This is a genomic window from Microbacterium gawkjiense (genome assembly GCF_031932225.1).
GTDB lineage: Bacteria > Actinomycetota > Actinomycetes > Actinomycetales > Microbacteriaceae > Microbacterium > Microbacterium gawkjiense.
Map to the genome: position 1 here is coordinate 465,951 of NZ_JAUZVV010000001.1, position 25,036 is coordinate 490,986.

25 protein-coding genes are annotated in these 25,036 nt (G+C 69.2%); 5 read left to right on the forward strand and 20 right to left on the reverse strand.

Annotated elements, in window-relative coordinates; genetic code table 11:
* Positions 1 to 6: 6 nt before the first annotated feature.
* Entirely contained in the window at positions 7 to 1,053 is a 1,047-nt protein-coding gene (locus Q9S71_RS02310) for an LD-carboxypeptidase (RefSeq protein WP_311860269.1), read from the reverse strand.
* 117 nt (positions 1,054 to 1,170) lie between these two features.
* Here Q9S71_RS02310 and Q9S71_RS02315 point away from each other — a divergent pair, with 117 nt between their 5' ends.
* Positions 1,171 to 3,225, forward strand: a complete 2,055-nt coding sequence (locus Q9S71_RS02315; RefSeq protein ID WP_422880343.1) for a PhoX family protein — start codon at positions 1,171 to 1,173, stop codon at positions 3,223 to 3,225.
* 74 nt (positions 3,226 to 3,299) lie between these two features.
* Here the strand turns inward: Q9S71_RS02315 and Q9S71_RS02320 are convergent, their stop codons facing one another.
* The 11 genes from Q9S71_RS02320 to Q9S71_RS02370 all read right to left on the reverse strand — a co-directional run bounded on the left by Q9S71_RS02320 (position 3,300) and on the right by Q9S71_RS02370 (position 14,642).
* On the reverse strand, positions 3,300 to 3,884 hold the full coding sequence (locus Q9S71_RS02320) for a TetR/AcrR family transcriptional regulator (RefSeq protein WP_311860271.1): 585 nt from the start codon (positions 3,882 to 3,884) through the stop codon (positions 3,300 to 3,302).
* Complete coding sequence (locus Q9S71_RS02325) at positions 3,881 to 4,621, reverse strand: SDR family oxidoreductase (protein WP_251578392.1); 741 nt, start codon at positions 4,619 to 4,621, stop codon at positions 3,881 to 3,883. Before Q9S71_RS02325 ends, Q9S71_RS02320 begins: the two co-directional genes overlap by 4 nt.
* 216 nt (positions 4,622 to 4,837) lie before the next feature.
* Positions 4,838 to 5,545: a hypothetical protein gene (locus tag Q9S71_RS02330; RefSeq protein WP_311860272.1), complete on the reverse strand. Its 708-nt coding sequence runs from the start codon at positions 5,543 to 5,545 to the stop codon at positions 4,838 to 4,840.
* 90 nt (positions 5,546 to 5,635) lie between these two features.
* On the reverse strand, positions 5,636 to 6,031 hold the full coding sequence (locus Q9S71_RS02335) for a ubiquitination-like system serine protease family protein (RefSeq protein WP_311860273.1): 396 nt from the start codon (positions 6,029 to 6,031) through the stop codon (positions 5,636 to 5,638).
* Positions 6,028 to 7,164: a ThiF family adenylyltransferase gene (locus tag Q9S71_RS02340; RefSeq protein WP_311860274.1), complete on the reverse strand. Its 1,137-nt coding sequence runs from the start codon at positions 7,162 to 7,164 to the stop codon at positions 6,028 to 6,030. The genes Q9S71_RS02335 and Q9S71_RS02340 overlap by 4 nt, the downstream gene beginning before the upstream one ends.
* Before the next feature lie 2 nt (positions 7,165 to 7,166).
* Complete coding sequence (locus Q9S71_RS02345) at positions 7,167 to 7,469, reverse strand: multiubiquitin domain-containing protein (RefSeq protein ID WP_311860275.1); 303 nt, start codon at positions 7,467 to 7,469, stop codon at positions 7,167 to 7,169.
* Between the two features lie 81 nt (positions 7,470 to 7,550).
* On the reverse strand, positions 7,551 to 8,480 hold the full coding sequence (locus tag Q9S71_RS02350) for an ImmA/IrrE family metallo-endopeptidase (RefSeq protein ID WP_311860276.1): 930 nt from the start codon (positions 8,478 to 8,480) through the stop codon (positions 7,551 to 7,553).
* A gap of 24 nt (positions 8,481 to 8,504) precedes the next feature.
* Positions 8,505 to 9,413, reverse strand: coding sequence for a hypothetical protein (locus Q9S71_RS02355; RefSeq protein ID WP_311860277.1), 909 nt, complete (start codon positions 9,411 to 9,413; stop codon positions 8,505 to 8,507).
* Positions 9,413 to 10,366, reverse strand: a complete 954-nt coding sequence (locus Q9S71_RS02360; protein ID WP_311860279.1) for a sigma-70 RNA polymerase sigma factor region 4 domain-containing protein — start codon at positions 10,364 to 10,366, stop codon at positions 9,413 to 9,415. The genes Q9S71_RS02355 and Q9S71_RS02360 overlap by 1 nt, the downstream gene beginning before the upstream one ends.
* A 517-nt stretch (positions 10,367 to 10,883) precedes the next feature.
* Positions 10,884 to 12,695 (reverse strand): acid phosphatase, encoded by a 1,812-nt coding sequence (locus Q9S71_RS02365; RefSeq protein WP_311860280.1) that lies wholly within the window; start codon positions 12,693 to 12,695, stop codon positions 10,884 to 10,886.
* Between the two features lie 156 nt (positions 12,696 to 12,851).
* Positions 12,852 to 14,642, reverse strand: coding sequence for a DUF2207 domain-containing protein (locus Q9S71_RS02370; RefSeq protein WP_311860281.1), 1,791 nt, complete (start codon positions 14,640 to 14,642; stop codon positions 12,852 to 12,854).
* 36 nt (positions 14,643 to 14,678) lie between these two features.
* Here Q9S71_RS02370 and Q9S71_RS02375 point away from each other — a divergent pair, with 36 nt between their 5' ends.
* Entirely contained in the window at positions 14,679 to 15,107 is a 429-nt protein-coding gene (locus Q9S71_RS02375; protein ID WP_064003846.1) for a MarR family winged helix-turn-helix transcriptional regulator, read from the forward strand.
* Positions 15,108 to 15,181: 74 nt separating this feature from the next.
* Here Q9S71_RS02375 and Q9S71_RS02380 read toward each other — a convergent pair whose 3' ends face one another.
* Positions 15,182 to 15,631: an Hsp20/alpha crystallin family protein gene (locus Q9S71_RS02380; protein ID WP_253035427.1), complete on the reverse strand. Its 450-nt coding sequence runs from the start codon at positions 15,629 to 15,631 to the stop codon at positions 15,182 to 15,184.
* A 139-nt stretch (positions 15,632 to 15,770) separates the two neighbouring features.
* Between Q9S71_RS02380 and Q9S71_RS02385 the strand changes: the two genes are divergently transcribed.
* Positions 15,771 to 17,822, forward strand: coding sequence for a prolyl oligopeptidase family serine peptidase (locus Q9S71_RS02385; protein ID WP_311860283.1), 2,052 nt, complete (start codon positions 15,771 to 15,773; stop codon positions 17,820 to 17,822).
* Between the two features lie 45 nt (positions 17,823 to 17,867).
* A complete protein-coding gene (locus Q9S71_RS02390; RefSeq protein ID WP_311860284.1) occupies positions 17,868 to 19,304 on the forward strand; it encodes an alpha-amylase family protein in 1,437 nt (478 codons plus the stop codon).
* Between the two features lie 54 nt (positions 19,305 to 19,358).
* On the opposite strand, the gene Q9S71_RS02395 is transcribed toward Q9S71_RS02390, so the two are convergent.
* From Q9S71_RS02395 to Q9S71_RS02425, 7 genes are all read right to left on the reverse strand, one after another.
* The gene (locus tag Q9S71_RS02395; RefSeq protein ID WP_311860285.1) at positions 19,359 to 19,781 is read right to left on the reverse strand and encodes an organic hydroperoxide resistance protein; all 423 of its coding nucleotides are present in this window, start codon (positions 19,779 to 19,781) and stop codon (positions 19,359 to 19,361) included.
* Positions 19,782 to 19,794: 13 nt separating this feature from the next.
* Positions 19,795 to 20,217 (reverse strand): MarR family winged helix-turn-helix transcriptional regulator, encoded by a 423-nt coding sequence (locus Q9S71_RS02400; protein ID WP_422880344.1) that lies wholly within the window; start codon positions 20,215 to 20,217, stop codon positions 19,795 to 19,797.
* Positions 20,218 to 20,387: 170 nt separating this feature from the next.
* On the reverse strand, positions 20,388 to 21,431 hold the full coding sequence (locus Q9S71_RS02405; RefSeq protein ID WP_311860287.1) for a zinc-binding dehydrogenase: 1,044 nt from the start codon (positions 21,429 to 21,431) through the stop codon (positions 20,388 to 20,390).
* A 32-nt stretch (positions 21,432 to 21,463) separates the two neighbouring features.
* Positions 21,464 to 21,781, reverse strand: a complete 318-nt coding sequence (locus Q9S71_RS02410) for a carboxymuconolactone decarboxylase family protein (protein ID WP_311860288.1) — start codon at positions 21,779 to 21,781, stop codon at positions 21,464 to 21,466.
* Positions 21,778 to 22,185, reverse strand: a complete 408-nt coding sequence (locus Q9S71_RS02415; protein ID WP_311860289.1) for a (R)-mandelonitrile lyase — start codon at positions 22,183 to 22,185, stop codon at positions 21,778 to 21,780. The genes Q9S71_RS02410 and Q9S71_RS02415 overlap by 4 nt, the downstream gene beginning before the upstream one ends.
* A gap of 55 nt (positions 22,186 to 22,240) precedes the next feature.
* On the reverse strand, positions 22,241 to 22,480 hold the full coding sequence (locus Q9S71_RS02420) for a DUF2255 family protein (RefSeq protein WP_311860290.1): 240 nt from the start codon (positions 22,478 to 22,480) through the stop codon (positions 22,241 to 22,243).
* Entirely contained in the window at positions 22,477 to 23,379 is a 903-nt protein-coding gene (locus Q9S71_RS02425; protein WP_311860291.1) for a helix-turn-helix transcriptional regulator, read from the reverse strand. Before Q9S71_RS02425 ends, Q9S71_RS02420 begins: the two co-directional genes overlap by 4 nt.
* 209 nt (positions 23,380 to 23,588) lie before the next feature.
* Between Q9S71_RS02425 and Q9S71_RS02430 the strand changes: the two genes are divergently transcribed.
* Positions 23,589 to 24,851, forward strand: coding sequence for a multidrug effflux MFS transporter (locus Q9S71_RS02430; protein ID WP_311860292.1), 1,263 nt, complete (start codon positions 23,589 to 23,591; stop codon positions 24,849 to 24,851).
* Positions 24,852 to 25,036: the final 185 nt, after the last annotated feature.

Below are 25,036 nucleotides of genomic sequence, written 5' to 3' on the forward strand. Positions count from 1 at the left end.
CCAGGCTCAGTCGTACGACGCGAACACGCGTCGCTCGACGCCGTCGAGGCGCACGGTCCCGCCGTACGGCACGATCCACTGCGGCCGGGTGTGCCCGAAGGGCACCCCGACGCAGACGACGGCGTCGGGGTTGTACCGTCCGACCATTTCGGTGACCACCTCGCGCTGCGCCTCGCGGCGCGCGCGGCGCGTCTCGGCATCCGGCTCGTCGCCGAACGTGCTCACGGGCGGACGCGCGACGAGGACACCGGCAACCGCGTCCAGGACTCCGCGCTCCCCCAGCGCGCGGACCCAGCGCGAGACGAGACGGGGCGAGGGCAGTTCCTCGCTCGTCTCGAGCAGCAGGATGCCGCCGCGCAGGTCGTCGAGCTCCGGCATCCGTCCCGCCAGCCCGATCTCGTCGAGCACGTCGAGGCACCCGCCCCACGTGCGCCCTTCGACGACTCGCGCCGGGCCGGACCACGACCACGACTCGGTCGGGCCGCGATCGCCGTACGAGGTCAGCGCCCGCGGGTCGAGCCAGTCGACGCCGGTGTCCTCGGACTCGCCCGGCTCGGTCAGCTCGAGTTCGCCGCCGTCGAACAGCGCGGCGCGCAGCGACTGCAGATGGATGCCGTCGATTCCCGGTCCTGCGCCGATGTGCACCTGCGTCGACCCGCCGTAGAAGCCAGGGACGCCCGACTGCCACAGCGCGTTGAGCAGGTGCGTGTTGTCGCTGTACCCGACGAAGGGCTTCGGGTCGGCGAGCGCGCCCGCGAGATCGACGTGCGGCACGACGGTGATCTGGTCGTCGCCGCCGAGGCTCGCAAACACGGCACGGACGTCGGATGCCGCGAACGCCGCCATGGCGTCGGCCGCGCGGGTGCGCGGGTCGGCGCCCAGCATCCGCGTCGTCGAGAACTCGACGGGCTCGAGTTCCAGCTCGTCTCGGATGCGGCGGAGCGCCTGCTCGTGCACTGCGGGCGCGAAGCCGGGGGCGGCGAACGACGGCGACAGTACAGCGACGCGGTCGCCTCGGCGCAGTTTCGGGAGGGGCCGGAACGAGGCGGGCATGACCTCATCGTGGCATCCGCGCTACCGTCACCCGGTGTTCACCGGCGATTCACTCCGACGCAGGGACGCCGACGGATCCTGGAACGGATCTGCACGAGAGGACCCCCTGTGACCACTGTGGAACCCCCCACCACCCGCACGACGCTCCCCCTCGCGGCCCACGCCGTCGGCAAGCGCTCGGCGGTGACCTGCCAGTTCAAATGCGCGAACGCGTGCCTCGGCCCGGAATGCAACGGGTCCGCCAACCCAACGTTCCGCAGCATCGCCGAGATCGCGCTGTCGCGTCGCATGCTGATCGGCGCCGCCGCCGCGAGCGCGGTCGTCGTCGCCACCGACGCGTTCGGCGTCGTCAGCCCCTCCTCCGCCTCGGCGCATCCCGGCGGACCTGTCGAGTCGACGTGGGGCTGGGGACACCACAGCCTGCCGTTCCAGCCGATCGCTCCCGTCCCGGCATCCGTCGACGCGCTCACCGTGCCGAAGGGCTGGACCTGGTCGCCGATCATCCGCTGGGGCGACCCGCTCTTCTCCGACGCACCGACCTTCTCGCTCGACGCGCAGAGCCCGGCCGCGCAGGCCCGTCAGTTCGGCTACAACAGCGACTACCTCGACATCCTCGCCGATCGCAGCGGCAAGACGGGCGTGCTCGTCAACAACCACGAGTACGTGAACCCGAACATCATGTTCCCGCCGTCGACGGATGCCGCCGAGCTCCGCCGTCGCGGCGAGGTCTACAAGGCGGCGCAGGGCATGTCCGTCGTCGAGATCACGCGCCGTCGTCGCGGTGCCCCCTGGCGCTACGTCGTCGACGGCCGCCGCAACCGCCGGATCACCCTCGAGACGGTGTTCGAGCTGACCGGTCCCGCCGCGGGTTCCGACCTGGTCAAGACCGCCGCCGACCCCGAGGGTCGCTGGGTCAAGGGCACCCTCGGCAACTGCGCGGGCGGGACGACGCCGTGGGGCACGATCCTCTCGGGCGAGGAGAACTTCAACGGCTACTTCGCCTGGGCGGCCGACACGGCGGGCCAGAAGCGGTACCAGGCGAGCTCCTCGCGCACGACGTCGACCGGATGGGAGCAGTACGACCCCCGCTTCAACTCGTTCGACGCCGGCTACGTCAACGAGCCCAACCGCTTCGGGTACATCGTCGAGATCGACCCCGAGGACCCCACCTCGACGCCGAAGAAGCACACCGCGATGGGACGCTTTAAGCACGAGGGCGCGAACGTCATCGTGGCCGAGGACCGCCGCGTGGTGGCCTACATGGGCGACGACGAGCGCAACGACTACCTCTACAAGTTCGTCTCGAAGAACCGCATCAGCTCGTCGCGCAAGAAGAACATGACGCTGCTGTCGGAGGGCGACCTGTTCGTCGCCCGCTTCCGCGGCGACTCGCCGGCGGCGCAGATCGACGGCTCGGGCACGCTGCCCGCGGACGGCGCGTTCGACGGCACCGGCGAGTGGGTCCCGCTGACGCGCAACGGCAAGAGCGTCGTCCCGGGCATGACGATCGAGGAGGTGCTGGTCTTCACCCGCCTGGCCGCCGACAAGGTGGGGGCGACGAAGATGGACCGCCCCGAGGACGTGCAGCCGAGCCCCCGCACCGGCAAGGTCTACGTCGCGCTGACGAACAACACCGACCGCGGCAAGACCTCGATGGTGGATGAGGCGAACCCCCGCACGGGCAACCGGTACGGTCACGTGATCGAGCTGACCGAGCGCCGCGGCCAGGCCGGGACGAGCTTCGGCTGGAGCATCCTGCTGCAGTGCGGCAACCCGTCCGACCCGAGCACCTACTTCGCGGGCTACCCGAAGGACAAGGTGTCGCCGATCTCGTGCCCCGACAACCTCGCGTTCGACGAGGACGGCACCCTTTGGATCTCCACCGACGGCGCCCCCAGCACGATCGGGTTCAACGACGGACTGTTCCGCGTGCCGCTCGAAGGCCGGGAGCGCGGGCACGTGCAGCAGTTCCTCGCGGTCCCCCGCGAGGCCGAGACGTGCGGACCCGTCATCCACGCCCGCGAGAAGCTCGTGTTCGTCGCGGTGCAGCATCCCGGCGAGAACGGGACGGTCTTGGCACCCACGTCACTGTTCCCCGACTACGGGTCGACGCGACGGGGCGACGTGCCGAACGCGCCCCGCCCGTCGGTCGTGCAGGTCTACCCGGCCTAGCTCCGGCCGCAGCGCACGAGGGCTCGCACCCTCTCCGGGTGCGAGCCCTCGACGGCGTCCGAGGCGCGATGGCCTCAGTGCACCCCGGGCCACCACTCCGGCATCAGCCGGAAGATGCGGGCCTCGGCGGCTGCGGCATCCGTGTCGTCCTCGCGGATCCAGACGTCCATCACGCCGACCAGGCCCCCGGCGATGAAGGCCGCGGCCTCGTCGCGGTCGCGCGTGGACCGCGGTGCGTCGCGGACACCCGCCTCGGCGAGCTTCTCGAGGGCGATGTGTGCGCGTCGGCGCAGGCTGTCGCTCAGCGCGGCGTGCAGCGCGCCGCGGGCCGAGGACTCGAGGAGCGCCCGGTACAGCTCGCGCTGGCCGGCGAGCCACTCGAGCAGGCGACGGGTCACGGCGTGGTAGACGCGAGCCGCATCAGCTTCGGTGGCGATGTCCGCGCCGATCGCGGCGATCGCGTCGATCTCCTCCGTCAACATCGTGACGGCGAACTCGTCGACCCCCGCGGCGTGCTTGTAAAACGTGGTGCGGTGCACGCCCGCTTCACGGCAGAGTTCCGCGACCGACACCGCCGCGAGCGGCCGGTCCGCCAGCAGGCGGGCGAGCGCCGCGCGCAATGCGGCGCTCGTCCGGGCCTGCCGAGGGTCGATCGTCACGCCCCGTAGTGTGCCAGACCGGCCGTCTCTCCGCCGTCGGCGACGAACTCGGCGCCGGTCGAGAAGCTCGACTCGTCGCTGGCGAGGAACAGGACGAGCCGCGACAGCTCGACGGCCTCGCCCATGCGGTGCAGGGCGACGTGGTTCTGCGAGGCATCCAGCCCCTCGGTCATCGGGGTGCGGATCGCGCCCGGGTGCACCGAGTTGACGCGGATGTTGTAGCGCCCGAGGTCGAGGGCCGCGTTCTTGGTGAGCCCGCGCACGCCGAACTTCGAGGCGTTGTAGCCGGGCAGCGCTTCGTACCCCTGCAGTCCCGCCGTCGACGACACGTTGATGATAGAGCCGGCACCGCTGCGCTTGAGCGGCTCGATCGCCGCCTTGATGCCGTAGAAGACGCCCGTCAGGTTGATCGCGATGATCTGATCCCACTGCTCGAGGGAGTACTCCTCGATCGTCGCGAAGTTCGCGATCCCGGCGTTGTTCACGACGATGTCGAGCCGGCCGAACTCCTGCTCGGCCACGGCGACGGCCTTCTCCCAGTCCGCATATGCCGTCACATCCAGGTGCACATAACGGGCGGCGTCGCCCAGCTCGGCGGCGAGCGCTTCGCCCGCCTCGTCCAGAAGATCGCCGATGACGACCTTCGCGCCCTCCTGCACGAACAGCTTCGCGTGCTCGGCACCCATGCCGCGCGCGCCTCCGCTGATGAGTGCGACTTTCCCGGTGATTCGTCCCATGGTGGAACTCCTTTCGATCTGCCTCTAATCTACACCTGTCGATTAGCGACGGATCGGGTTCGCGTCGGCCTCAGCGCACCCCTCGTGTCCCTTCTCACAGAAGTTGGCAGTGAGTGAGAAGAATCGGACGCGGGATCCCGCGGGCGGCGCGCCAGCGATCTCCGCCGATCTGCCTCACGGAACATGTCAGCAACTGCGTTCGGTACACGAACGGGCTCACTTGAACGAGAACGTCTTGTAGCTGCTACGGACGTTGAATCGTCGTCCTTCCTTGCGTCGCTGCAGGAAGCCGGCGATCGTGTCGATGTCGTCGGGACGCATCTTCAGCGCACGACACTTCGCGCGCACCTGATCGACCGTGATCGGCACCCAGCGCTCGGGCCGGTTCATCATGTCCGCCTTGAGCTTGTCCTCTTCGTTCCACTTGAGCCCGGTCGAGTATCCGGCCGCCATCGCCGCGACGTACTCGAGGATGCCGTCGACGCCGTTCGGCAGCGGTTCGTACTCGACCTCATCCCGGCTCGCAACCGGCTCCACGATCCGGTCCGCGAACAGCTGGACGGGATTCACATCTTCGATCCACTCAGCAGCCTCGTCCTCGTTCCACTCGATCACGGCAAGCGCGTCGAGGTCCTGACCCCAGAGCTTCTTGAAGTGCTCACGATTCGGCCACGCGTGGAGGACTCTCCCCGACAGCATGCCGATGGAGAACCCGCGCCAGATCACCTGCCGCACGTTGGGGTGAGCGATCAGCTGCTTGAGGACCGGGCTATCCACCGCGCGCCGGGGAGTCACCACGACCACCTGGCCGCCGGGCTGCTCCAGGAGCCAACGGACTGCACGGACGTTCTGGGGCTCACGGGATCGCTCACCGTCGGTGAGACGTGAGATCGCGACCGGGTAGTTGTACGACTCTGACGACACGACATCTCCTTCACTCGGGATCCCGAAGGTAGCGCCCACCACCGACACTTCTCCTCCGCCTGCTGATTTCGCTGCGAGCCGCCCCGCCCATCAGCGCAACCAGTTGAAGATCGCCCTGAGCGCTTGTGCGAGCCGCGGCCCTCGCATCGCGTGAAGCTCCTGGACTGCCGCATGGTCTCGTGCGTGGGCTCGCGCGTGCTGCTTTTCGGTCATCTCCGAAAGCCATCGGATTTGAGAGTCGCGAATGATGTAATGCGACCGGCAAGCCAGCGCCCCGTTGCCGATGGACGGCGAGAGGGTGACCTGGCCGTCGTAATGGAGCGTCCACCCCGCTTTCCCCAGTGGGGTCACGATCTCCTCGTCACATCCGCAGCAGCAGAGGTGAGCGGCGATATTGTGCGTCCCGCTGATGTACACCAATCCGGGCTCCAAGACGGCCGGGAGTACCTCCACGAACTGGTGGTCGACCTCGAGATGGCGGCTCATCGGGAGAGCACCGTAATCGTGTTGTCGCTGACGGGATACGCAAACACCGCCGCGTCAGTGGCCATGTCGGCGTAGAACCCAAGGAGTCGCTTCCACTGGACGACTGCCAAAGCCGCGTTGAGCGCGTTGAGGTCTGAGATCTGGATGTTGCGCCCGTACTCATCCGGTGCCGTACCGCCGGGGATCCGGATGCGCCGCTCGGCCGTGCTGGCAGACACACGCAGTAGTCCTGTCAGCCCGCTGCCGGTATCCGTGACCCCCATGCCCACATCGATGAACGAGACTCCAGCCTCTTCTAGGGCGCCGACGATCCCCTCCCTGTCGGACCCGTCGTCGAGAGCGAGGAACACGAAGTCGAAGTCCGCGACCTCGGCGACGGTGTCGCGCTCGAAGAACACCGGGTGCGGAAAGATGCCACGCTTTAGCCGGGAGTATTGTGCAGACCAGTACTCCGCCTTGTTCGGCTTGCCCCGCAGATCCAGAAGGTTCGCAGCACCCGGCGCTCGAAAGGCGTTGTGGTTGAGGAAGACGTCGCCGTCGTAGAGGTGGATCTCTGCGACGGGCGTCTTCGCTACGAGATCCAGAATGTGCGACCCCGTACCGCCGAGGCCGACGATCGCGATCTTCAACCCGGTGAAAACTTTGTTCACGCCGGTGATACCAGCCCTGCTGGACGCGGAGTCGCGGTAGACAAACGGGGAGCCATCGACGGCAGCCTCATGGACCGGATAGGTGCGAGCGGTGGCACGCGGGTCGATGACACGCGCCCAGCGTGCGAGCAGCTCGACGTAGGTGATGACCTTGTCGTAGTAGTTCGCATAGTTGCCGGCGGGCGGCTTCGCCGAGAAGTAGAAGTCGGTGCTAAGTCCCGGCAGGAACTCGTTGCACTGGGGGCTGTTGATGACTTTGGAGAGCGGCCTGCCGTCGCTGTCGCAAGGTACCGCCCCGCCGAAGTGAGTGGTGTGGTCCGGCGGTGTCGTCAGCACGTCACCCGCGAGCGCGGCCGGCATCACCAGCCGACCGCGCTGCACGGTCTTGTCGGTGGTCACATAGGGCACGTCGTCGACGACCAGGAACCCGTCGATCAGCTGGACGTCGTACCCCTCGTCGAGGAGGCGAGTGAAGTCGTCCATGCTCAGGACCGCGTCGTGATCTGGACGGCGAAGCTCGTGCCCTTCTTGACCCGGACTCGTCCGCCCGGCGTCAGCGAGCCCGACTCGTTGCCGTGCTGCGCGCGAGTGTAGGTCACGATGTACTCTGTGTCCGCTCCGGGGGCCTGCCCCGGGAAGGCGAGCTCGACGACTTGCTCGTAGGTGACCTCCTTGCCGTCGACGAGGTGGGGGCGCGCGTTGACGAAGATCTCGATCACGTTGCCATTGGGGCGCCCCCGGTCACTGGTCTCGAACTCGTCGTCGGTGATGTTGTGCTGGTCAGCCATGAGGACTCCCGTCCGTTGGAGGGGCCGGTTGCCCCCGTCACTTGTGAATGACGAGACAGCTCCCGAATCGTCCAATGTGTCTCAGGCAGCGCACTCCCTGCACATCTCGGCACCGATGTCGAACTGGGCAGGGTGCTTTACGAGCCAGCACCTTTCGCATAAGCGCGCCTTGGGTTCGACAGGCTCCTCGACTTGCACCTTGCCGAACGTTGCGGTGCCGTCGCGGGGTGGCGAGTACGAGAGCCACGGCGCGGCCTCCTCCACCATGAGCATGATCATCCGATCACCCGCCCACGCTGCCTGCCCGTAAAGCGTGTTCGAGGTCCCTCCGTTGCTGTAGCGGATGTGAGCGTCGCTGCGCGTGACGATCTCCCCTTCGTCGCGGCGTTCCAGCATGGTTCGAACGAGCGGGTTCGCCGACTGGTCGCTCGTCCGGCGCGGCGGGAAGAGGCCACCGCGGGACGCCGCGAACGTGATTGTCCCAGTTTCGTCGAGAACGGCTACGACGCCAGCCGACGTGAGTAGCCCGGCCAATCGCACGCTGATTGCCGCGCGCGAAGCGTTCGAGAGCGCGAACAGCTCTACGGCGCTCCGGGCGCTGGGGCCGTCCCCGCCCAGAGCACTCGCGACCATGTCGTCCGGAAGCAGCACACGGGCCGCGAACGCGTCGCACGCCGCTTCCTCGAACGAGTCCGGCTCTGGATGCATGAGTACTGTCTCCCCGAGCGTCAGATCAGTGCGCTGCAGGTGATGGCCGAGTTCATGAAGCAGCGTGAAATGCTGGCGCCGTACCGACATCGACTGAGTGACGACCAGGGTCGGCGGACTATCGCGGTATCCGCCCGCAACGGAGCACTCCAGCTGCGCTTCGGCTGGCACGAACTCCGGAACGCTGGTCACCGTGACGTCCTCGCGTTGGTCGAGCGCACCGAACGCATCAAGCGTCAGCGCCTCAATGTCACCGTCACGGCTACACCAGACGGCGATCATCGCCGCGACCTGCGCGGCCACCCCATCCACAATCCTCGCCACTGGTCAGGCGCTCTCTGACGCAAGCACAGCCTGAATTCGTTGACGCCAGAGTTCGCGTCCGCTGCCCCTATCGCGCGCTGCAAGTGCAAACGCGCTTCGCCCCAACTCTTCACGGGCCTCGATTTCGTCGCGCGCACCGACGCGGGCACGAATCACAGAACGCCATCGCGGCTCCATCAGTTCGCGCTCCAAGTCGTCCGGGAGCGGCCGAGCCACAGCGAGCACGTCCGCGACCGGCACGCCCGCGACGTTTGCGACCGCCTCTGCCTGATCGGGGGTGAGCGCGCGCTGACCCTTGATAACCGACATGGCAACTGCCTGCGTGATCCCTAGCGTCTCGATGAGTGCCGGCAGGCTCAGCGGGAACTTCATCGCCTGCTGCGCCTTCGGGGTCCGCGTGCGCTGCGGACGCACCGACGCGAGTTCATCGATACTGTCGCGCAACTCGTCGATGGCGATAGCCGCGCCGGAGCCAGGCAGAGGAGTAGCGCCGAACCGTGGACTGTCACCGTGCCCGAGACTAGCGGCGCATGGCGAATGAGGTCCGCTAATTACCCGGTGCGTCACGTCCTTTGGGAGTTCGGCGATGACATCGTGGAGCACGATGAATGACATCGTCGCGTTGACGTTCGGCCAAATCGCCACGCGACCGCGCAGCGGGCTGTCCCCGCCGTCAAGTACCACCGCGTTGGCGTCTGCAACACCCGGTTCGAGACTCACCGGATTGACGGTGACCTCGGCTGCTTCGTGGTCGACGCCGACGACGAGAACGGTTGCCTCGTAGCGGCCCCAGATCACCTCGCGAAGCTGACCGGGACGCACGTCATCGCTGCGGTCGGCTGGTCGACCCGGTGCGCTCGGCGGGAACTGCGCCGCCAACGCCGCCCAACGACCCTCAATGTCCTTCGTCATCACGCTCCTCCTACTGGGATAGACGGGACGGCGAAGTCATCGTCCAGGATCAGCCTGAGTACGTCCGTCATCACCTGCCGGGCACGAGTCCGATCGCCCCCGAGTTCGAGAAGCCTCGCCTTCGCGCTCTGAATGCGACTGTATGCCGTACTGCGCCCGACGCCCAGGCGAGAAGCGACCTCCCGTGGATTATCCCCAAACCGCAGGGCAAGCCTTTCAGCCGCGGTGAGCCGGTCGAAGATCTCCTGCGCGCCGCGGGAGTCGGCCGCCTGTTCGGCCGCCTCGAAGATCGCGTCATCGCTCGGATGGGTGTCTTCTGCGTCCTCAACTTCTGCGGTGCGGTGTCGCGCCGTCAGCCAGTCTCCGTCCTCGAGGACGGATGGGAATCGCTGCGCGCACAGGTACGTAAGGTCGGAGATGTGCAGGCGTCCGCTCAACTTCAGGACCGCCGTGACCATCTCCTCAAGTTGCCCCGTCTTTCCAAGCACGAGTCCCCCGCCGGCGTCGACAATCACATCGACACGGATGTCTGCGGCTACTGCGTAAATCTCCTCGAAGCTCGCGACGCGGTCTGTATCCTCCTCGCCTTCGAGGAACCAGTGGTGCGCGACCGACGACGCATGGAACAGCGGAGACCGCTGTAGCCGCTTCTCAAGCCGATGTCTCAAGGCACCGTAGGGTGTGGCCCGAGCGCGATCGATCAACCAATTTCGCCCCCAACGTCGCGTCAGACGCGTTGCCGCCTCGTCGTCGGGGGCAGCGAGAACGGCGTCAACGTAGCTGGTGGCGCGGTCCGCGAAGAACTCGAGCGCCAGATCCTCAGCCGTATCGATCTCCGCCAGGCCTCGGAAGCTTCGCAACTCAGTGTCGAACACCCGCAGAAGCATCGACAGCGCAGTTGGGCCCAGTTCGCCTCGCGCGCGCGCCTCATCCCGGATGAGCGTCGTGATCACGCCCAGATCCCTCACCTCCCGGCCATGTCGCTGGTCCATCCGCTACGCGTGATTGCGCGGCAGCTCGCCCCACCTGTGATGCGGGGGCAGACCGAAAGCCCTTAATATTCGTTCAGGACCGCAGCACTACTTCATCTGCCCCGGCCTCCGTAAGACGGCCGCGAACGGCGCACCGCCAATGATCGCATCGTCCCGCCCTCATTCGTCGAACATACGCTCGGGCACACGCCGAGGTTCCGACAGGTCGGATCGAGCCCTGACGGGTCGAGTGAGAGGTTCTGACAAGTCCATAAGAATCTGACAGGTCCGTAGAGATGGGACACCAGTGCACCCCTTGCCCGCCCATCACAAATTGATAACAAGAAACCCTTGCCACCGTTATCTCGTCGTTATACATTCGTTGCACGGTAGATGTTTTGCTGTGGCAGCTACCGACATGTGATTGCAGGACACTCTTGGTGCAAAGGGACAAGGGCCGGCTGGATGCCTCTCCAGCCGGCCCTTACTGCGTGACGCGTCAGACGGTCGCGTTCCGACGGCGTCGCATTACCAGCAGGGCGCCGAGCGCGAGCAGCGCCGCACCTGCACCGCCTGCGATCCACACCGGACCCGACTGACCGCCGGCTGACGCGAGCTCGTCGCCGACGGCGACGACCTCTTCCGCGGCCACAGTGACAGAGGCCCAGCCGACCAGCTCACCCGACTCGTCGACGACGGCCACCCGGTGACGACCCTCGTCGAGGTCGGCCGGCAGCGCGAAGCTCGCCGAGCCGGCGGCATCCGCCGTCACCCAGCCGAGAGCGGTGGGCGTCGAGTAGAGGAAGCCGTAGTAGCGCTCCCCCGCGGTCAGGCCCGAGACGACGACGCGATCGCCGCGGACGGACACCTGGATGCCGCCTTCCGCCGCAGCCGGCAGATCGTCACCGTTCGCGACCGGAGCGCTCGGAGCGCCACCGGTCGAGGGGAGCGAGGGCTGCGGGGCCGGAGTCGGCTCGGGCGTGGGCGTGGGCGTCGGCTCGGGCGTGGGCGTGGGCGTGGGCGTCGGCTCGGGCGTCGGCTCGGGGCTCGGCGCCGGGGTCGGCTCGGGTTCGGGGGTCGGCTCGCCACCGGCATCCCCGATCACGACCGAACCGTCGTCCTTCACCGTCACCTCCGCCGCCATGGCCGCGGCGAGGTTGAGACGCTGCCAGCTCTCCTGCTCGCCGACGTCGAGCGGGTTGCCCGAATCCGAGGCGGTCAGCGCGAGCACCTGGCGGCGCTGCTCCGGCGTCAGGTCGGGCTGCGCCGAGACGAGGAGCTCCTCCGCTCCTGCCGGCACGACGACAGGCTCACCCTTCGGCCCGACGTCGGGGAAGCCGTAGCCGAGGTGCTCCTCGTAGTAGGCCAGGGCGTCCTCCGTCGACATGTACGGGGTGTCCTCGGCGATGCAGTTCTCGAGCGTGTCGCCACAGCCCGCCTCGAGGACGTCGCGGATCTCCCGGCCCGCTTCGTCGACGAGGGCGCGCATCTCGGGGTCGGCGAGTCGCAGGGCGATGATCTTCTGCCCCATCATCCGGCCGCTGATGACGTCGAGGGCGTAGTGCGCCGCCATGACGATGCGGTTGTTCCCGGCCTCGGCGGTGCGGGCGAGGATCTGCGGCGCGAGCTCGGGCAGCATCTCGGCGAGCGCCGTCCCCTGCCAGTACGCCTGCGAGGTGTGCCCCGAGGGGAACGATCCGCTCGTCGACCCCCAGGCGTCTCCGCCCTCCTTGTCGCGGTACTCGAGCTGCGTCGTCGTGTCGAGCCGCAGGTAGGGGCGGTCGTAGTCGAAGTAGTTCTTCGGCGGGTTGCTCGACGAGGTCGAGCCGAGCTTGCCGCTCTCCTTGCTGAGCAGCCACGTCGTCTTGGGCAGCTCGCCGGCCAGCGCCGCCTCGGCGTAGATCGCGCCGAGCTTCTCGCCGAACGCGTCGGCCATGCTGATCGACATGTCCTCGTACTGGTCGACGATGGCGCGCTGGACCTGCGCGCCGGATGCCGTCAGGTTGATGCGGCTCGTGATCTCGTCGTTGTAGTCCATGACGGCCGCGTCACCGCCCTCACCGCGGTCGGTGCGGAGGTCGTCGAAGACGTCCATCATCTGCACCGACCAGTTGCCGGCGCTGGGGGCGCTCGAATCCCCGGTCGACGCCGCCGCGTCCGACGCGTATGTCGCGTTCTTCTGCTCCTCGGTGAAGCCGGTGGCGGCGAATGCCGGCCCGGCGGTCAGGGTGCAGGCGACGAGGATGCCGAGTCCGCCGATCGCCGTGCCGGCGCGGACACCGGCTCGACCTGTCTGTTTCTTCACGCTCACGGGCGCGCCTCACTTCCGTTGGGGTGCGGGGGTGGTCGCAGACTATCGACGCTCGTGCCTCTTGTCAGGACATAGCAACAAGAGTCTTCGTGAGAATCCTCTCCTCGAGAGGCGAACGCAGCGTGACGGCGTGGTTACCGTCCGACGTCGGATCGGTCAGACCCCGCCGCCACCGCCGCCGCCTCCTCCGCCGCCGGCACTCCCGCCGCCGCTGGACCCGCCCGTCGACGCGGACGAGGTCGATGCCGCCGACAGCGACCCGATGCTCGACGAGAACGAGGCCGCGTCGAAACCGCCGGTGCCCGCGTACCAGACCGGCGCCGCGACGCCCGCGGAGGCGTAGAGCACCGCGAGGTGCCCCGCCCACTGCTTCTCCTGCCCGAACACGACCGCATAGGGCAGCAGGCGCTCGTAGAGGTCGAGCATCACCCGCGGATCCCCCGTGTCGACGGGACGGCGCTCCGCACCTCGGGGCGATTGCAGCATCCGGATGCGGTCCGCCTCCGCCCATTCGATGAACTGACGCAGCCCCGCGAGATGGTCCCGCACCTCGGCGCCGCTCTCCGTGAGCGGCTTGCGGGCGATCATCCCGATCACCACGACGGCCACCGCGATCCCGCCGAACAGCCCGATGAGCGGCCACAGCGGATCGACCGCCCGATCGGACAGCGCGATCGTCGCGATGACGAGGACGGCCACGAGCACCGCCGCGACGACGGCCGGGACCGCTCGCACCCACGCGGGGACCTCGCGTCGGAAACCGCGATCGCGGAGCGCCGACTCGGCATCCTTCAAGATCCGCTGCGCCGTCGAGGAGAGGCGCGTGTCCGAGGTGCCGAACTCGAAACGGTCACCCGTCCGGCCGTCGGGGAACAGTCCCGTCAGGAGCGCCCGGCCGTCGGCATCGGCACGCGAGGTGTCCACCAGTTCGGCGACGAGCTTCGCGGACCCCCATCGGGGCTTCTCCCCCTCGGTGATGCGGATGGAACCGACGATGGCCTGCTCGAGCACCTCGGCGGGGATGGCCTTGCCGGTCTTTTGCAGCAGCACCGCGGCGTGCAGCGCGTCGACCCCCGCGGGCGGTTCGGATTCCGCGATCACCGTCGGCCTGCCGGCTTCGTCGGAGAGGTGGCGGCGCCGCAGCCACAGCGTCCACCCCGCGACCCCGACGAGGCCCGCACCGGCAGCGGCGTGCCCCCAGCCCAGCGGTGTGCCGAGGTACGAGGTGTCGAGCGGCTCGAAGGTGCCGTCGGCGAACCCGACCGCGAAGGTCAGAGATTCGCGTGGGCCGAGCTCGGCCTGCCGCGCGACGATCGTCGCGCCCGAGGAGGACGTGTCGATGTCGATGCCGTCGCACGGCGTCTCGGCCCCGAACGGTCCGGCATAGCAGGCGAGGGAGCCGGCGGCATCCGCGATCTCGCCGTCCAGATGCAGCCTCACCGTCACCTCACCGAACGGCTGCGCCCAATCGAACCCGTTCACGTCCCAGTAGAGCTCGAGTCCCGTGTCGGGGAACTCTCGCGTCACGTTGTCGAGGGTGTAGGTGAGGACGAAGGTCTGGCGACCGTGGACGTAATCCTCGGATCTCGCCGTCACGACCAGTCCGTCCTCGCCGTCGTCGGTCTCGACGACCTCCCACGGGTCGCCCTCCGCGTCCACCGCCGATTCGAGGCTCGGCCGCAGCGGCTGACCGTCGTACTCGTCGGGGATCACCCGTCGGATGCCGCGGTTCTGGTCGGTCTCGGGGAACCGCGCCACGAACTCCTCGACCACCCGCATCCGACTCGTGCCGTCCTCGGCGCGGGTCAGCGTGTAGTCGACGGTCAGACTGTCGAAGGAGAAGTCCTCGACGTCGGCGTTCGCCGCCGAGGGAGCGCCCACGAGAACGCCGAGCGCGACGGCGACGACGGCTCCGGCACGGGCGAGACGACGGGACCAGGGCTGCACGCGGTCAACCCTATGAGCGACGCTACAGTTGACGCCATGACCGACCGCCGCCTCGCCATCGCTGCCTGGGAGAGCCTCTTCCGCGCGCAGCACGAGGTCCTGGCGGAGATCTCGCGGGACTTCGAGGACGACGACCTCTCGAGTGCCGAATACGACGTGCTCCTGACCGTCACGCGCTGCGAGGGTCACACCGCGCGGCTGCGCGACGTGACGGCGAACATGCTCATCAGCCAGCCGAGCGTGTCGCGCCTGGTCGACCGGATGGTGGCGCGGGGGCTCGTCGCGAAGTGCCCCGACCCCAACGACGGCCGCGGCGCCGTGCTGCGCGCCACGGAGCAGGGCGCGGCGATGTTCCGCCGGCTCGCGACGACGCACGGCCGCACCATCGCCGAGCGGATGTCGGTGCTCACCGACGACGAACTCGCCGAGCTCGAGCGGCTCACCGCTCGCCTGCGCGGCGTCTGACGACAGGAAGATCGCCCCGCACCCGAGACGGGGTGCGGGGCGATCGTCGTCTCACCGCCGGAGCGGTGCGCCGGTCACTGGTCGATCGGCTGCGGCTCGCTCTCGCGAGTGGTGATAGTCGGGGACGAACCGTCGGCGACGACCTCGACCTTGCGCGGCTTGGCCTTCTCGCTCACCGGGATGGTGACGGTCAGCACACCGTTGTTGTAGGTCGCGGTGATGGCGTCGGTGTCGATGCCCTGGCCGAGGTTCAGCTGGCGGAGGAAGCTCGCGGTCTCACGCTCGCGCGTGATCCACTTGACCCCCTCGCCCGACGACAGCGTGCGCTCGGCGCGGATGGTCAGCAGCTGGCCGTCGACGTCGATGTCGACCGACCCCGGGTCGATGCCGGGGAGGTCGGCGTTCAGCACGTAGTGGTCGCCGTCGCGGTACAGGTCCATCGGCATCCGTCGCGGGCCGCGGCGCGTGTCGAAGAGCGTCGACGCCAGGCGGTCGATTTCACGGAACGGGTCGTAGGTCGCCATGATTCTCTCCTTTGTGCAAGTGGTCTGAAAGTTGAGCCCCTGCGGCTCAAGTACGTCCAGATTAGCACTCGCGCATGGAGAGTGCCAATGGTTCTCGCACGGCGAACGACGCGGCGGAGGTGCCCCGTAGGCTGACCGCATGAGCGCCCACGAGATCGCCCCCGAGCCCGCCGACCCGTTCCTCTGGCTGGAGGAGATCGACGGATCCGCGGCTCGCGCGTGGGCCGCGGAGCGCACCGCCGAGACCGAAGGCGCCTATGCGGGCGCTGCCCGCGACGCGCTCGAGACCAGGCTCACCGGCATCCTGCAGGACCCCGACCGCCTCGTCGTCCCCAGTCGTCACGGCGACCTCATGTACGACCTGTGGCGGGATGCCGACAACCCGCGCGGCCTCTGGCGCCGGACGTCCCTTGCCGCCTTCACGGCGGGCACTCCGGACTGGGAGATCCTGCTCGACGTCGACGCACTGGGCCGCGAGGAGGGAAGGACCTGGGCCTTCGCCGGCGCGACGCACGGCCCGGCCGGCAGCGGCCGCGCGCTCGTGCGCCTGAGCCCCGACGGCGGTGACGCCGCCGTGGTGCGCGAGTTCGACCTGGAGACCCGCCGCTTCGTCGAGGACTCCCCCTTCGCCCTCGACGCGGAGAAGTCCATGATCGCGTGGGTCGACCGCGACACGCTGCTCGTCGCCACGGCCCTGCACGGCGGCGGCGTCACGGACTCGGGCTATCCGATCACCGCCCGCGCCTGGCGCCGCGGCGAATCGCTCGAGGACGCGCCGCCGATCCTCACGGGTGTCTCGTCGGACGTCGGCGTCTTCGCACACGTCGATCACACGGGCGGTTCCGCGACGCCGATCGTCGTCATCGCGCACGACTTCTTCCACTCCGAGGCGTGGGTGTGGAACGGCGCCGAACCGCACCTGATCGCCGTGCCGCAGGACGCGCACGCCGACGTGCACGGAGACCTGGTCGCCGTCCGGACGACGACGCCGTGGCGCATCGGCGACACGACGCATCCGTCGGGCACCCTCCTGCTCGGCCCCCTCGAGACCGTGACGAGCGGGGACGGGTCGGGACTCCGTGTCGCGTTCGCGCCGACCGACACCGCGGTGCTCGAGTCCTGGACGTGGACGAAGACCCGCCTCGTGCTGACGATCCTCGACCGCGTGCAGAGCCGGCTGGTGTCGCTCGACCCGGCGACGCTGACCGGTGTCGAGCTCGACCTCGGGCTCGGCGACGACGACCTCTTCAGCGCGAACGTCGCGACAGCCGACGACGACGAGGACGACCAGCTCTGGGTCGTCGCGCGCGGCTTCCTCACACCGCCCACCCTGCTCGTCCTCGACCCGGGAGCGGAGCCGCGGGTCGTCGACCGCAGCCGCGCGACCTTCGACGCGACGGGTCTCGTCGCCGAGCAGCACTGGGCGACGTCGGCCGACGGCACCCGGGTGCCGTACTTCGAGGTCGGCCCCCGCGAGCGTCACGGCGCTCTGCCCGTGCTGATGAACGGCTACGGCGGCTTCGAGCACGCGCTGACGCCGGAGTACCCGACGATCGTGGGCCCGGCTTGGCTCGAGCAGGGTCGGGTGTACGTCGTCGCGAACATCCGGGGCGGCGGTGAGTTCGGCCCGGAATGGCACCTCGCGGCGCTCCGTGAGAACCGCCACCGCGCGTACGAGGACTTCGCCGCCGTCGCCCGTGACCTCGTCGCCCGCGGCGTCTCGACCCCCGACCGCATCGCCTGCCACGGGCGCAGCAACGGCGGGCTGCTCGTCGGCAACATGCTGACCCAGTACCCCGACGACTTCGGCGCGATCGTGTGCGGCGTCCCGCTGCTCGACATGCGGCGGTACACGCGCCTGTCGGCCGGCGCGAGCTGGATCGCCGAGTACGGCGATCCCGACGACCCCGCCGACTGGGAGTTCGTGAAGACCTTCTCGCCGTACCACCTCATCGAGCCCGGGCGGCGGTACCCGGCATCCCTCATCTACGCGGCGGCCAGCGACGACCGGGTCGGGCCGGTGCAGGCGCGCAAGATGGCGGCGCGGTTGGCGGACGAGACGGATGCCGAGGTGCACTACCTCGAGCCCGTCGAAGGCGGTCATGCGGGCACCATCGACGCGGCGGCCACCGCGGCGCTGCATGCGACGATCCACGCGTTCCTCGACAGCACGGTGGGCCGCGCCGACTGAGGCGGGAACGCCCGCCCTCTACGCTGGGAGCGGGAGGTCCACCGCATGAGCACCATGGGGGCCGTCGAGGAGGAACTCGCGGCCACGCTGTCGACCGTCGCTGAGTGCACCCGCGTCGACGAGGCCGCGGCGGACCGCATCCGTCGGCACCTTCCCGCGCTGCACGACGCCCTCGCCGAGCGGGCGGACTCCTCGTCGTCGCTGCTGGCCGATCTCGTGACGGCAGCGGTAGTGGCGGCGAACGGTCGCTCGCTCGAACTCAAGGTGCACGGTGAGCAGCGCGCGGCCCACGCGCCTACTTCCCGCTCGCGCTACGCCCTCGGCGCGGCGTGCTTCGCGGATCGTTACGCCGGCAACCTCGCGGGGCTCCGCGACGAGATCCCAGCGCTGCGCGAACTCGGCGTGAGCGTGCTGCACGTGCAGTCGCCGTTCGCCCGGCGCGAGGACGGCGCCGTCGACCTGCGCCGCGGCGACCCCGGACTCGGCTCGATCGACCGGCTCTCCGACCTGGCGGCCGAACTGCGCCTGTCGGGGATCGCCCTGGCCGTCGACGTCCCCGCCGCCTCGGATCTGCGCGTGTTCGTCGACGATCTGCTGTTCCTGGCCGGCCGCGGCGTCGAGGTCTTCCTCGTCCCCGACCGCGAGACGGCGGCGGTCACCGCCCCGGTGCTCGCGATCGGTGCGCCCGGGGTCGAGGTGCTGCCGGCATCCCCCGGGTCCGCGCCGCTGTGGCAGGCGTTCGCCACGGGGGACGCCGCTCCCCTGCAGCACGCGCTCGAGCGGCGTGACGGACGCAGCGTCGTCGTCGCCGTCCGCGACGCCGACGCGGTCGTATGGCAGACGGATGCCGCCGAGCTCACCGCGCGCTACACCGACGGCTCCGCCTTCGGCCGGGGGATCGCGACCGACGGCGGCGTCGCGGGGACCACGGCCTCGCTCGCCGGCGTCGAGGCCGGCGACCCGCTCGGCGAGGCGCGGGTGGTGCTGGCCCACGCGCTCCTGCTGAGCCTGCCGGGGCTGCCGATGCTGTGGCTCGGCGACGAGGTGGGCCAGCTCAACGACCCGACGTTCCGCGACGATCCGGAGCGACGCGACGACGCCCGGTGGACGCACCGGGGCCAGAAGCCGCGGGACCGCTACGCCCAGATGACGGATGCCGCCACCTCGGCCGGCCGGCTCCGGCGCGACATCACGAAGCTCATCGCGGTGCGTCACACGACGCCGGAGTTCGACGGGGCGCGCCTCATCGGTTTCGACGTGCCGGCGCCGTCGGTCGTGGGCTACCAGCGACCCGGCGACGGGACCGTCGTGCTGATGCTGGCGAACGTCGCCGCCGAACCGGTGCACGTGCCGGCCGTGACGCTGTCGGGCTTCGCGCCGACCGCCCTCGATCTCGTCGAGGGTGTCGACGTCGGGATCGACGAAGGGCTCACGCTGCCCGCCTGCGGATTCCGCTGGCTGCGCGTGAGCCCTGTCGCTTGAGTCCGGTCCTCTGAGACCGGCCCTCTGAGTCCGGCCCTCTGAGACCGACGGAGGTCAGTCCTCGACGACCGTGACGGTGACCTCGATGTTGCCCCGGGTGGCGTTCGAGTAGGGGCAGACCTGGTGCGCGGCATCCGCGAGCGCCTGCGCCTGGTCGTGCGGGAGGTTGGGGATGACGACCTCGAGCTCGACGGCGAGGCCGAATCCGCCCTGGCCGTTCGAGCCGATGCTGACGCGCGAACCGACGCTGGTGTCCTCGAGGGTCACCTTCTGCGCGCGGGCGACGGACTGCAGGGCGCTGTGGAAGCAGGCGGCGTAGCCCGCGGCGAAGAACACCTCGGGGTTCGGAGCGCCACCGGCGCCACCCATCTCCTTGGGGACGCGCACGTCGGTGTCGACGAGACCGTCGGCGGTGCGGACGTGCCCGTTGCGGCCGCCTCCGGTCGCGAGGGCCTCTGCGGTGTAGAGGGCTTCCATGGGGGTCCTTTCGTCAGGAGGCGATCGCCTCGTCGGTGGTGCGCATGACGCGGTTCAGGTCGTGGACCACGTCGAGCAGCATCCGCGCCTTCTCTTCGTTCAGCCCGGTGCAGCGCGCGATCTCCGCGCCGACGACGGACAGCTCCGAGCGGAGAGTGCGGCCGTCGTCCGTCAGCGCGACCTCGACGACACGCTCGTCGTGGGGGCTGCGCGAACGGGAGACGACACCGCGCGCTTCGAGGCGGCGGATGAGGGGCGAGAGGGTGCCCGAATCGAGGAAGAGCTCTTCGCCCAGTTCCTTGACCGACCGGGGCTCCTGCTCGCCGAGGGCGACGATGACGAGGTACTGCGGGTACGTCAGCTTCCACGGCGCGAGCACACGCCGATAGGCCTGCGTGAACGCGTGGCTGGCCGAGTACACCCCGAAGCACACCATCTGCTCGATCGCTCTCATACGACAATGGTTGCACGCAATTGAATTGTGCACAACTTACCTGTCGTCGTGGACAGGCAATACTGATCGGATGACGACGACGGATGCCGCGACGGGCGATGAGCCGGCGGGACCTCGCGCCATGACGCAGGCTGCGCAAGGTCCCGCTCCCGTCAGATCGTGACGAGCGCCTTCAGCGTCGACCGTGCATCCATGTCGGCGTACGCGGCGGGCACATCGTCGATCGTGTAGGTGCGGTCGAACACCTTGCCGGGAGTGATCGTTCCGTCGAGGACGAGCGGGATCGACTCCTCGATGTAGGCACGAACAGGGGCCGGGCCGCCTGTGAGGGTCAGATTCCGGCCGAACAGCGACATGAAGCCGACGCCGGCCTTCTCATACTGCGGCACACCGACCCGCGAGATCACGCCGCCGGTGCGCGCGACGCGGTGCGACTGCTCGTAAGCGGGCATGAGGCCCACGGCTTCGAGCACGACGTGCGACCCGAAGCCGCCCGTGAGGTCGAGGACCTTCTGGATTCCCTCCTCGCCGCGCTCGGCGACGACATCGGTCGCGCCCCACTCGACGCCCAGATCGGTGCGATCCTTGTGTCGACCCATGAGGATGATCCGCTCCGCGCCCAGCTGCTTCGCGGCGAGCACCGCGGACAGACCGACCGCGCCGTCGCCGACCACCGTGACGGTCTGACCGGGCTGGATGCGTGCCATGTGCGCGGCGTGGTAACCCGTCAGGTACACATCCGACAGCGTCAGCAGAGACGGGAGGAGTTCCTCGTCCTTCTCTGTCACGCCGGGCACGACGACGAGACTGCCGTCGGCCAGCGGGATCCGGGCGAGCTCGGCCTGCAGTCCCGCCGTCTCGGGCGTCGCGTAGAAGCCGCCGTGCGGGCACGCCGTCTGGAACCCGTCCTTGCAGATCGGGCAGGTGTTGTCGGCGAACGCGAAGGGCGCGATGACGAGGTCGCCCTTCTTCACCTGGGTGACCGCTGACCCGAGCTCCTCGACGACGCCGAGGAGCTCGTGTCCCATGCTCTGACCATGCTCGCTCGCGCCCATTGAGTGGTACGGGTGGAGATCGGACCCGCATACGCAGGTGCGGACCGTGCGCACGATGGCGTCGGTGGGCTGCTGGATGACCGGATCTGCGACAGTCTCGACGCGGACGTCCCCCGCGCCGTACATGATGGTGGCCTTCATATGTCCTTCTCTTATATTCGGGTTGTCGTGGGTCAGCTGTGGGCGAAGACGGCGCGGACGACGCCAATCGCCGCCATGGCGCGCGGCCAGCCGACGTAGAACGCAAGGTGGGTGATCGCCTCGACGAGTTCGGTCTCGGTGACCCCGTTGTCGCGCGCGAAGCTCGCGTGGAACGTCAGCTGCTCGGTGGCGCCGAGCGTGACCAGAGCGGTCACGGTGACGAGGCTGCGGTCGCGCTTGGACAGCTCACTGCGCTCCCAGACCTCGTCGAAGAGGATCTTGTCGGTGTAGTGCGCGAGAGCGGGGGCGATGTCGCCGATGGCATCCGCTCCGCCCGTCCAGCCGCTCATTCGGTCTTCCCTTCGTACTCGGCGTCCGTGATGTGCTCTTTCCACACCGTCGTCGTCGCGGGGTCGTCGCCGTTCTCGAGCATCGCGATGTGCTCCATGAACGTGTCATCAGCAGACGCGTGCCAATGGTCCTGTCCGGGCGGCGTGTACAGCGTCTCGCCGGGACGGACCTCGATGATCTCGCCGTCGCGCGTGCCGAATCGGGCTACGCCCTGCGTGACGCGGAGGTACTGGCCGCGGGCGTGGGAGTGCCACGCCGTGCGCGCCCCCGGTGCGAACTTGACGACGGCGACGCTCATGCGCTGATCGGGTTCGTTGGGCACCGCGATCATGTCGACCCACACGTCACCGGCGAACTGCTCCGGCTGATTCTTGGCTGTCGGGCGCTGGGGCTCGATCCTCATAGCCTTCCTTCTCTGTTGTCGGGATTCTGGGGGGCGCCGCGCACTCGCACGACGATCAGACTCGCGGGCGGGTCGATCCGGCCGCCGTAATCTGTCCGGCGCGCTGTGACACCGCCGCCCGGTACCACCGCGATCCGACACCGTTCCACGCCCGCACGAACAGCCGGCCGTCGACGACGACGGACCAGATCCACGTCGGTGTCCCGGGAGTGATCCCGTCGGCCCGGAGCGGTGCGATATGCGGGTCGTCCGTGGCTGCGATGGCGGCGAGGTCCTCCTCACCCCACTCGGTCATCGGCCCACCGCCGACTCAGTGTCGGTCGACTCCTCGGGGGCAGACGGGTGTTCGGCAGCCCACGACGCCAGCAGGCGCAGTCGGTCGGCAGACGCGGATCCGGGTTCGGCCGTGTACACCAGCAGGACGTTCCCCGGCTCCGCCGTCACCGCGAGCTCCTCATACGCGAGGGTGAGCTCACCGACGACGGGATGCTGGAATCGTTTCGTCCCGGCCCCGTGCGTGCGCACGTCGTGCGCTGCCCACAGCCGCCGGAACGTCTCGCTCCGGGTCGACAACTCCCCTACCAGCTCCTGCAGGGCACGATCGTGGGGATCGCGGCCGGCCTCGGCCCGCATGATCGCGACACACATCCCCGCGAACACCTCCCAATCCGGGTAGAACTCGCGCGCCGCCGGATCGAGGAACTGGAATCTCGCGAGGTTAGGGACGCGACCGCCGTCGCCGATCACGGGCGAGTAGAAGGCGCGCCCGAGTTCGTTCACTGCGAGGAGATTCTGACGCGGGTCCCGGACGAACGCGACAGCGTCGGTGATCGCCCCGAGCGCCCAGTGGAGGCTCGCCCGCGGTGCCCCCGCCCTCGGTGCGCGTCGACGGGAGCGGCCGCTGGTCGGGATGCCGTCCGCCGCGCGCGCGAGGTCGAGCAGGTGAGCGCGCTCCGTGTCGTCGAGCTGCAGCGCATCGGACACCGCATCGAGCACGGCCGCCGAGGCGCCGGCGATGGCACCGCGCTCCAGCTTGGCGTAGTACTCGACACTCACGCCGGCGAGAGCCGCGACCTCACTGCGGCGAAGCCCGTCCACGCGCCGGTTCGATCCTGCGGTCAGCCCTGCCGCCTCCGGGGTGACCCGCGCGCGGCGCGACATCAGGAACTCACGCACCTCGGCCTTGTTGTCCATGCGTCGAGGCTAGATCGCAGGGCACCGCCGTGGGAGACCCTCCGGGTACACCCCCCGCGAGGCATCCCCGAAGCGAAATCGCTCACGCGTACCCGCGCACGGCCCGTGAGATCATCCCGCCGCGCAGACCATCGCCCCAGGGATGCCCCGCCGGTACACCCTTCACCGGTGACTCCCGCGAGCCGGGCGACCCGCGAGAGGGTGGCACCATGACCGCTCGCCAGCCCGCACGCGCCGCACACCGACGACTTCTGCCGGCTCTGTTGCTCCTGCTCACCGTGTTCGGCCCGATCTCGATGGACCTGTATCTGCCCGCGTTGCCCGCCCTGGCGGGGGAGCTCGGGGCGGCGACCTCGGTCGCGCAGCTCACCGTGACCGCCTGCCTCATCGGGCTCGCCGCCGGCCAACTCGTCGCAGGCCCTCTCTCCGACCGCTACGGCCGCCGCGGCATCCTGCTCGTCGGAATCGTCGCGTACATCGCAACGTCCGCCCTGTGCGCCGCGAGTCCGACCATCGAACTGCTCATCGCGGCGCGCGTCGTGCAGGGCATCGCCGGCGGCGTCGGCGTCGTGATCGCGAACGCCGCCGGGCGCGACACCTACTCCGGTGGCGAGCTGATCCGCTTCTACGGACGCCTCACGGTGGTCGGCGGGTTCGCCGCGATCGTCGGGCCGTTGATCGGAGGCCTGCTCAACACGATCGTCGACTGGCGCGGACTGTTCACCTTCCTCGCCGCCGCCGGAGCCGGCATCATGATCGCAACGCTGCTCGTGTTCACCGAGACGCTCCCCGCCTCCCGACGCACCCGCGGCGGATTCGCTCCCACCCTGCGTGACTTCCGCACCCTGCTGACCGACCGAGTGTTCCTGGGAGCCGTCCTCGCTCAAGGCTTCCTGTACGCAGCCCTGTTCGCCTATCTGTCCGGCGCGACGTTCGTCCTGCAGGACATCTACGGACTCACGCCGCAAGGGTATGCCGCCGCGTTCGGACTGAACTCCGCCGGCTTCATGGTCTTCGGCTACCTCGCCGGCCGCGCCACCGAGAGATGGAGCGTCACGGGCACGCTCCTCACCGGTCTCGCCGTCGCCGGGGTCGGCGCGCTCGGGCTGCTGCTGTCCGGCACCACCCCGACGCCACTGTGGGTGGTCATCGTGTCGCTGTTCACCCTCGCCAGCGGAGTCGCGATCACCTCGCCGCCCGCAACCACGCTCGCCCTCGCCGAGTACCCCGACATCGCAGGAACGGCGTCGTCGCTGCTCGGCATGGTGCGGTTCGGATTCGGAGGCGCCGCCGCACCGCTCGTCGGCGTCGCGGGAGCGCTGAGCATCCTCCCGCTCGGCATCGTCACGACCGCCGCCGTCGCGCTCGGCGCCGTCAGCTTTACCCTCGCGCGCCCGACAGTCGGCGCCGCACTGTCGATTCCCGTCGGCGAGCGTGCAGAGATCGAAGACGCGCCGGAAGCGATCGCGTGAACCGGGATGCCTTCGGAGTTCGCCTGTCGGCGGTGACTCCCCCGTTCGACACGAACTTGCTTCATCGGAGCAGACGGTATCCGCCCCTCTCGTCGGAGACATGATGACATCGAAACAAACGTGGCGCAGAACGTTGCCCCTCGGGACGCTCACGCTCGCGCTCGCCCTGACCGCGTGCGGCGGCG

Coding starts and splice junctions, on each gene's coding strand:
- Q9S71_RS02380 (WP_253035427.1), bottom strand. CDS start 15,631: ATGGCGACCTACGACCCGTTCCGTGAAATCGACCGCCTGGCGTCGACG.
- Q9S71_RS02400 (WP_422880344.1), bottom strand. CDS start 20,217: ATGGTGTGCTTCGGGGTGTACTCGGCCAGCCACGCGTTCACGCAGGCC.
- Q9S71_RS02420 (WP_311860290.1), bottom strand. CDS start 22,480: ATGACCGAGTGGGGTGAGGAGGACCTCGCCGCCATCGCAGCCACGGAC.
- Q9S71_RS02355 (WP_311860277.1), bottom strand. CDS start 9,413: ATGACGAAGGACATTGAGGGTCGTTGGGCGGCGTTGGCGGCGCAGTTC.
- Q9S71_RS02325 (WP_251578392.1), bottom strand. CDS start 4,621: ATGGGACGAATCACCGGGAAAGTCGCACTCATCAGCGGAGGCGCGCGC.
- Q9S71_RS02390 (WP_311860284.1), top strand. CDS start 17,868: ATGAGCACCATGGGGGCCGTCGAGGAGGAACTCGCGGCCACGCTGTCG.
- Q9S71_RS02415 (WP_311860289.1), bottom strand. CDS start 22,185: ATGAGGATCGAGCCCCAGCGCCCGACAGCCAAGAATCAGCCGGAGCAG.
- Q9S71_RS02410 (WP_311860288.1), bottom strand. CDS start 21,781: ATGAGCGGCTGGACGGGCGGAGCGGATGCCATCGGCGACATCGCCCCC.
- Q9S71_RS02340 (WP_311860274.1), bottom strand. CDS start 7,164: ATGGACGACTTCACTCGCCTCCTCGACGAGGGGTACGACGTCCAGCTG.
- Q9S71_RS02345 (WP_311860275.1), bottom strand. CDS start 7,469: ATGGCTGACCAGCACAACATCACCGACGACGAGTTCGAGACCAGTGAC.
- Q9S71_RS02310 (WP_311860269.1), bottom strand. CDS start 1,053: ATGCCCGCCTCGTTCCGGCCCCTCCCGAAACTGCGCCGAGGCGACCGC.
- Q9S71_RS02405 (WP_311860287.1), bottom strand. CDS start 21,431: ATGAAGGCCACCATCATGTACGGCGCGGGGGACGTCCGCGTCGAGACT.
- Q9S71_RS02425 (WP_311860291.1), bottom strand. CDS start 23,379: ATGGACAACAAGGCCGAGGTGCGTGAGTTCCTGATGTCGCGCCGCGCG.
- Q9S71_RS02430 (WP_311860292.1), top strand. CDS start 23,589: ATGACCGCTCGCCAGCCCGCACGCGCCGCACACCGACGACTTCTGCCG.
- Q9S71_RS02335 (WP_311860273.1), bottom strand. CDS start 6,031: ATGAGCCGCCATCTCGAGGTCGACCACCAGTTCGTGGAGGTACTCCCG.
- Q9S71_RS02375 (WP_064003846.1), top strand. CDS start 14,679: ATGACCGACCGCCGCCTCGCCATCGCTGCCTGGGAGAGCCTCTTCCGC.
- Q9S71_RS02395 (WP_311860285.1), bottom strand. CDS start 19,781: ATGGAAGCCCTCTACACCGCAGAGGCCCTCGCGACCGGAGGCGGCCGC.
- Q9S71_RS02385 (WP_311860283.1), top strand. CDS start 15,771: ATGAGCGCCCACGAGATCGCCCCCGAGCCCGCCGACCCGTTCCTCTGG.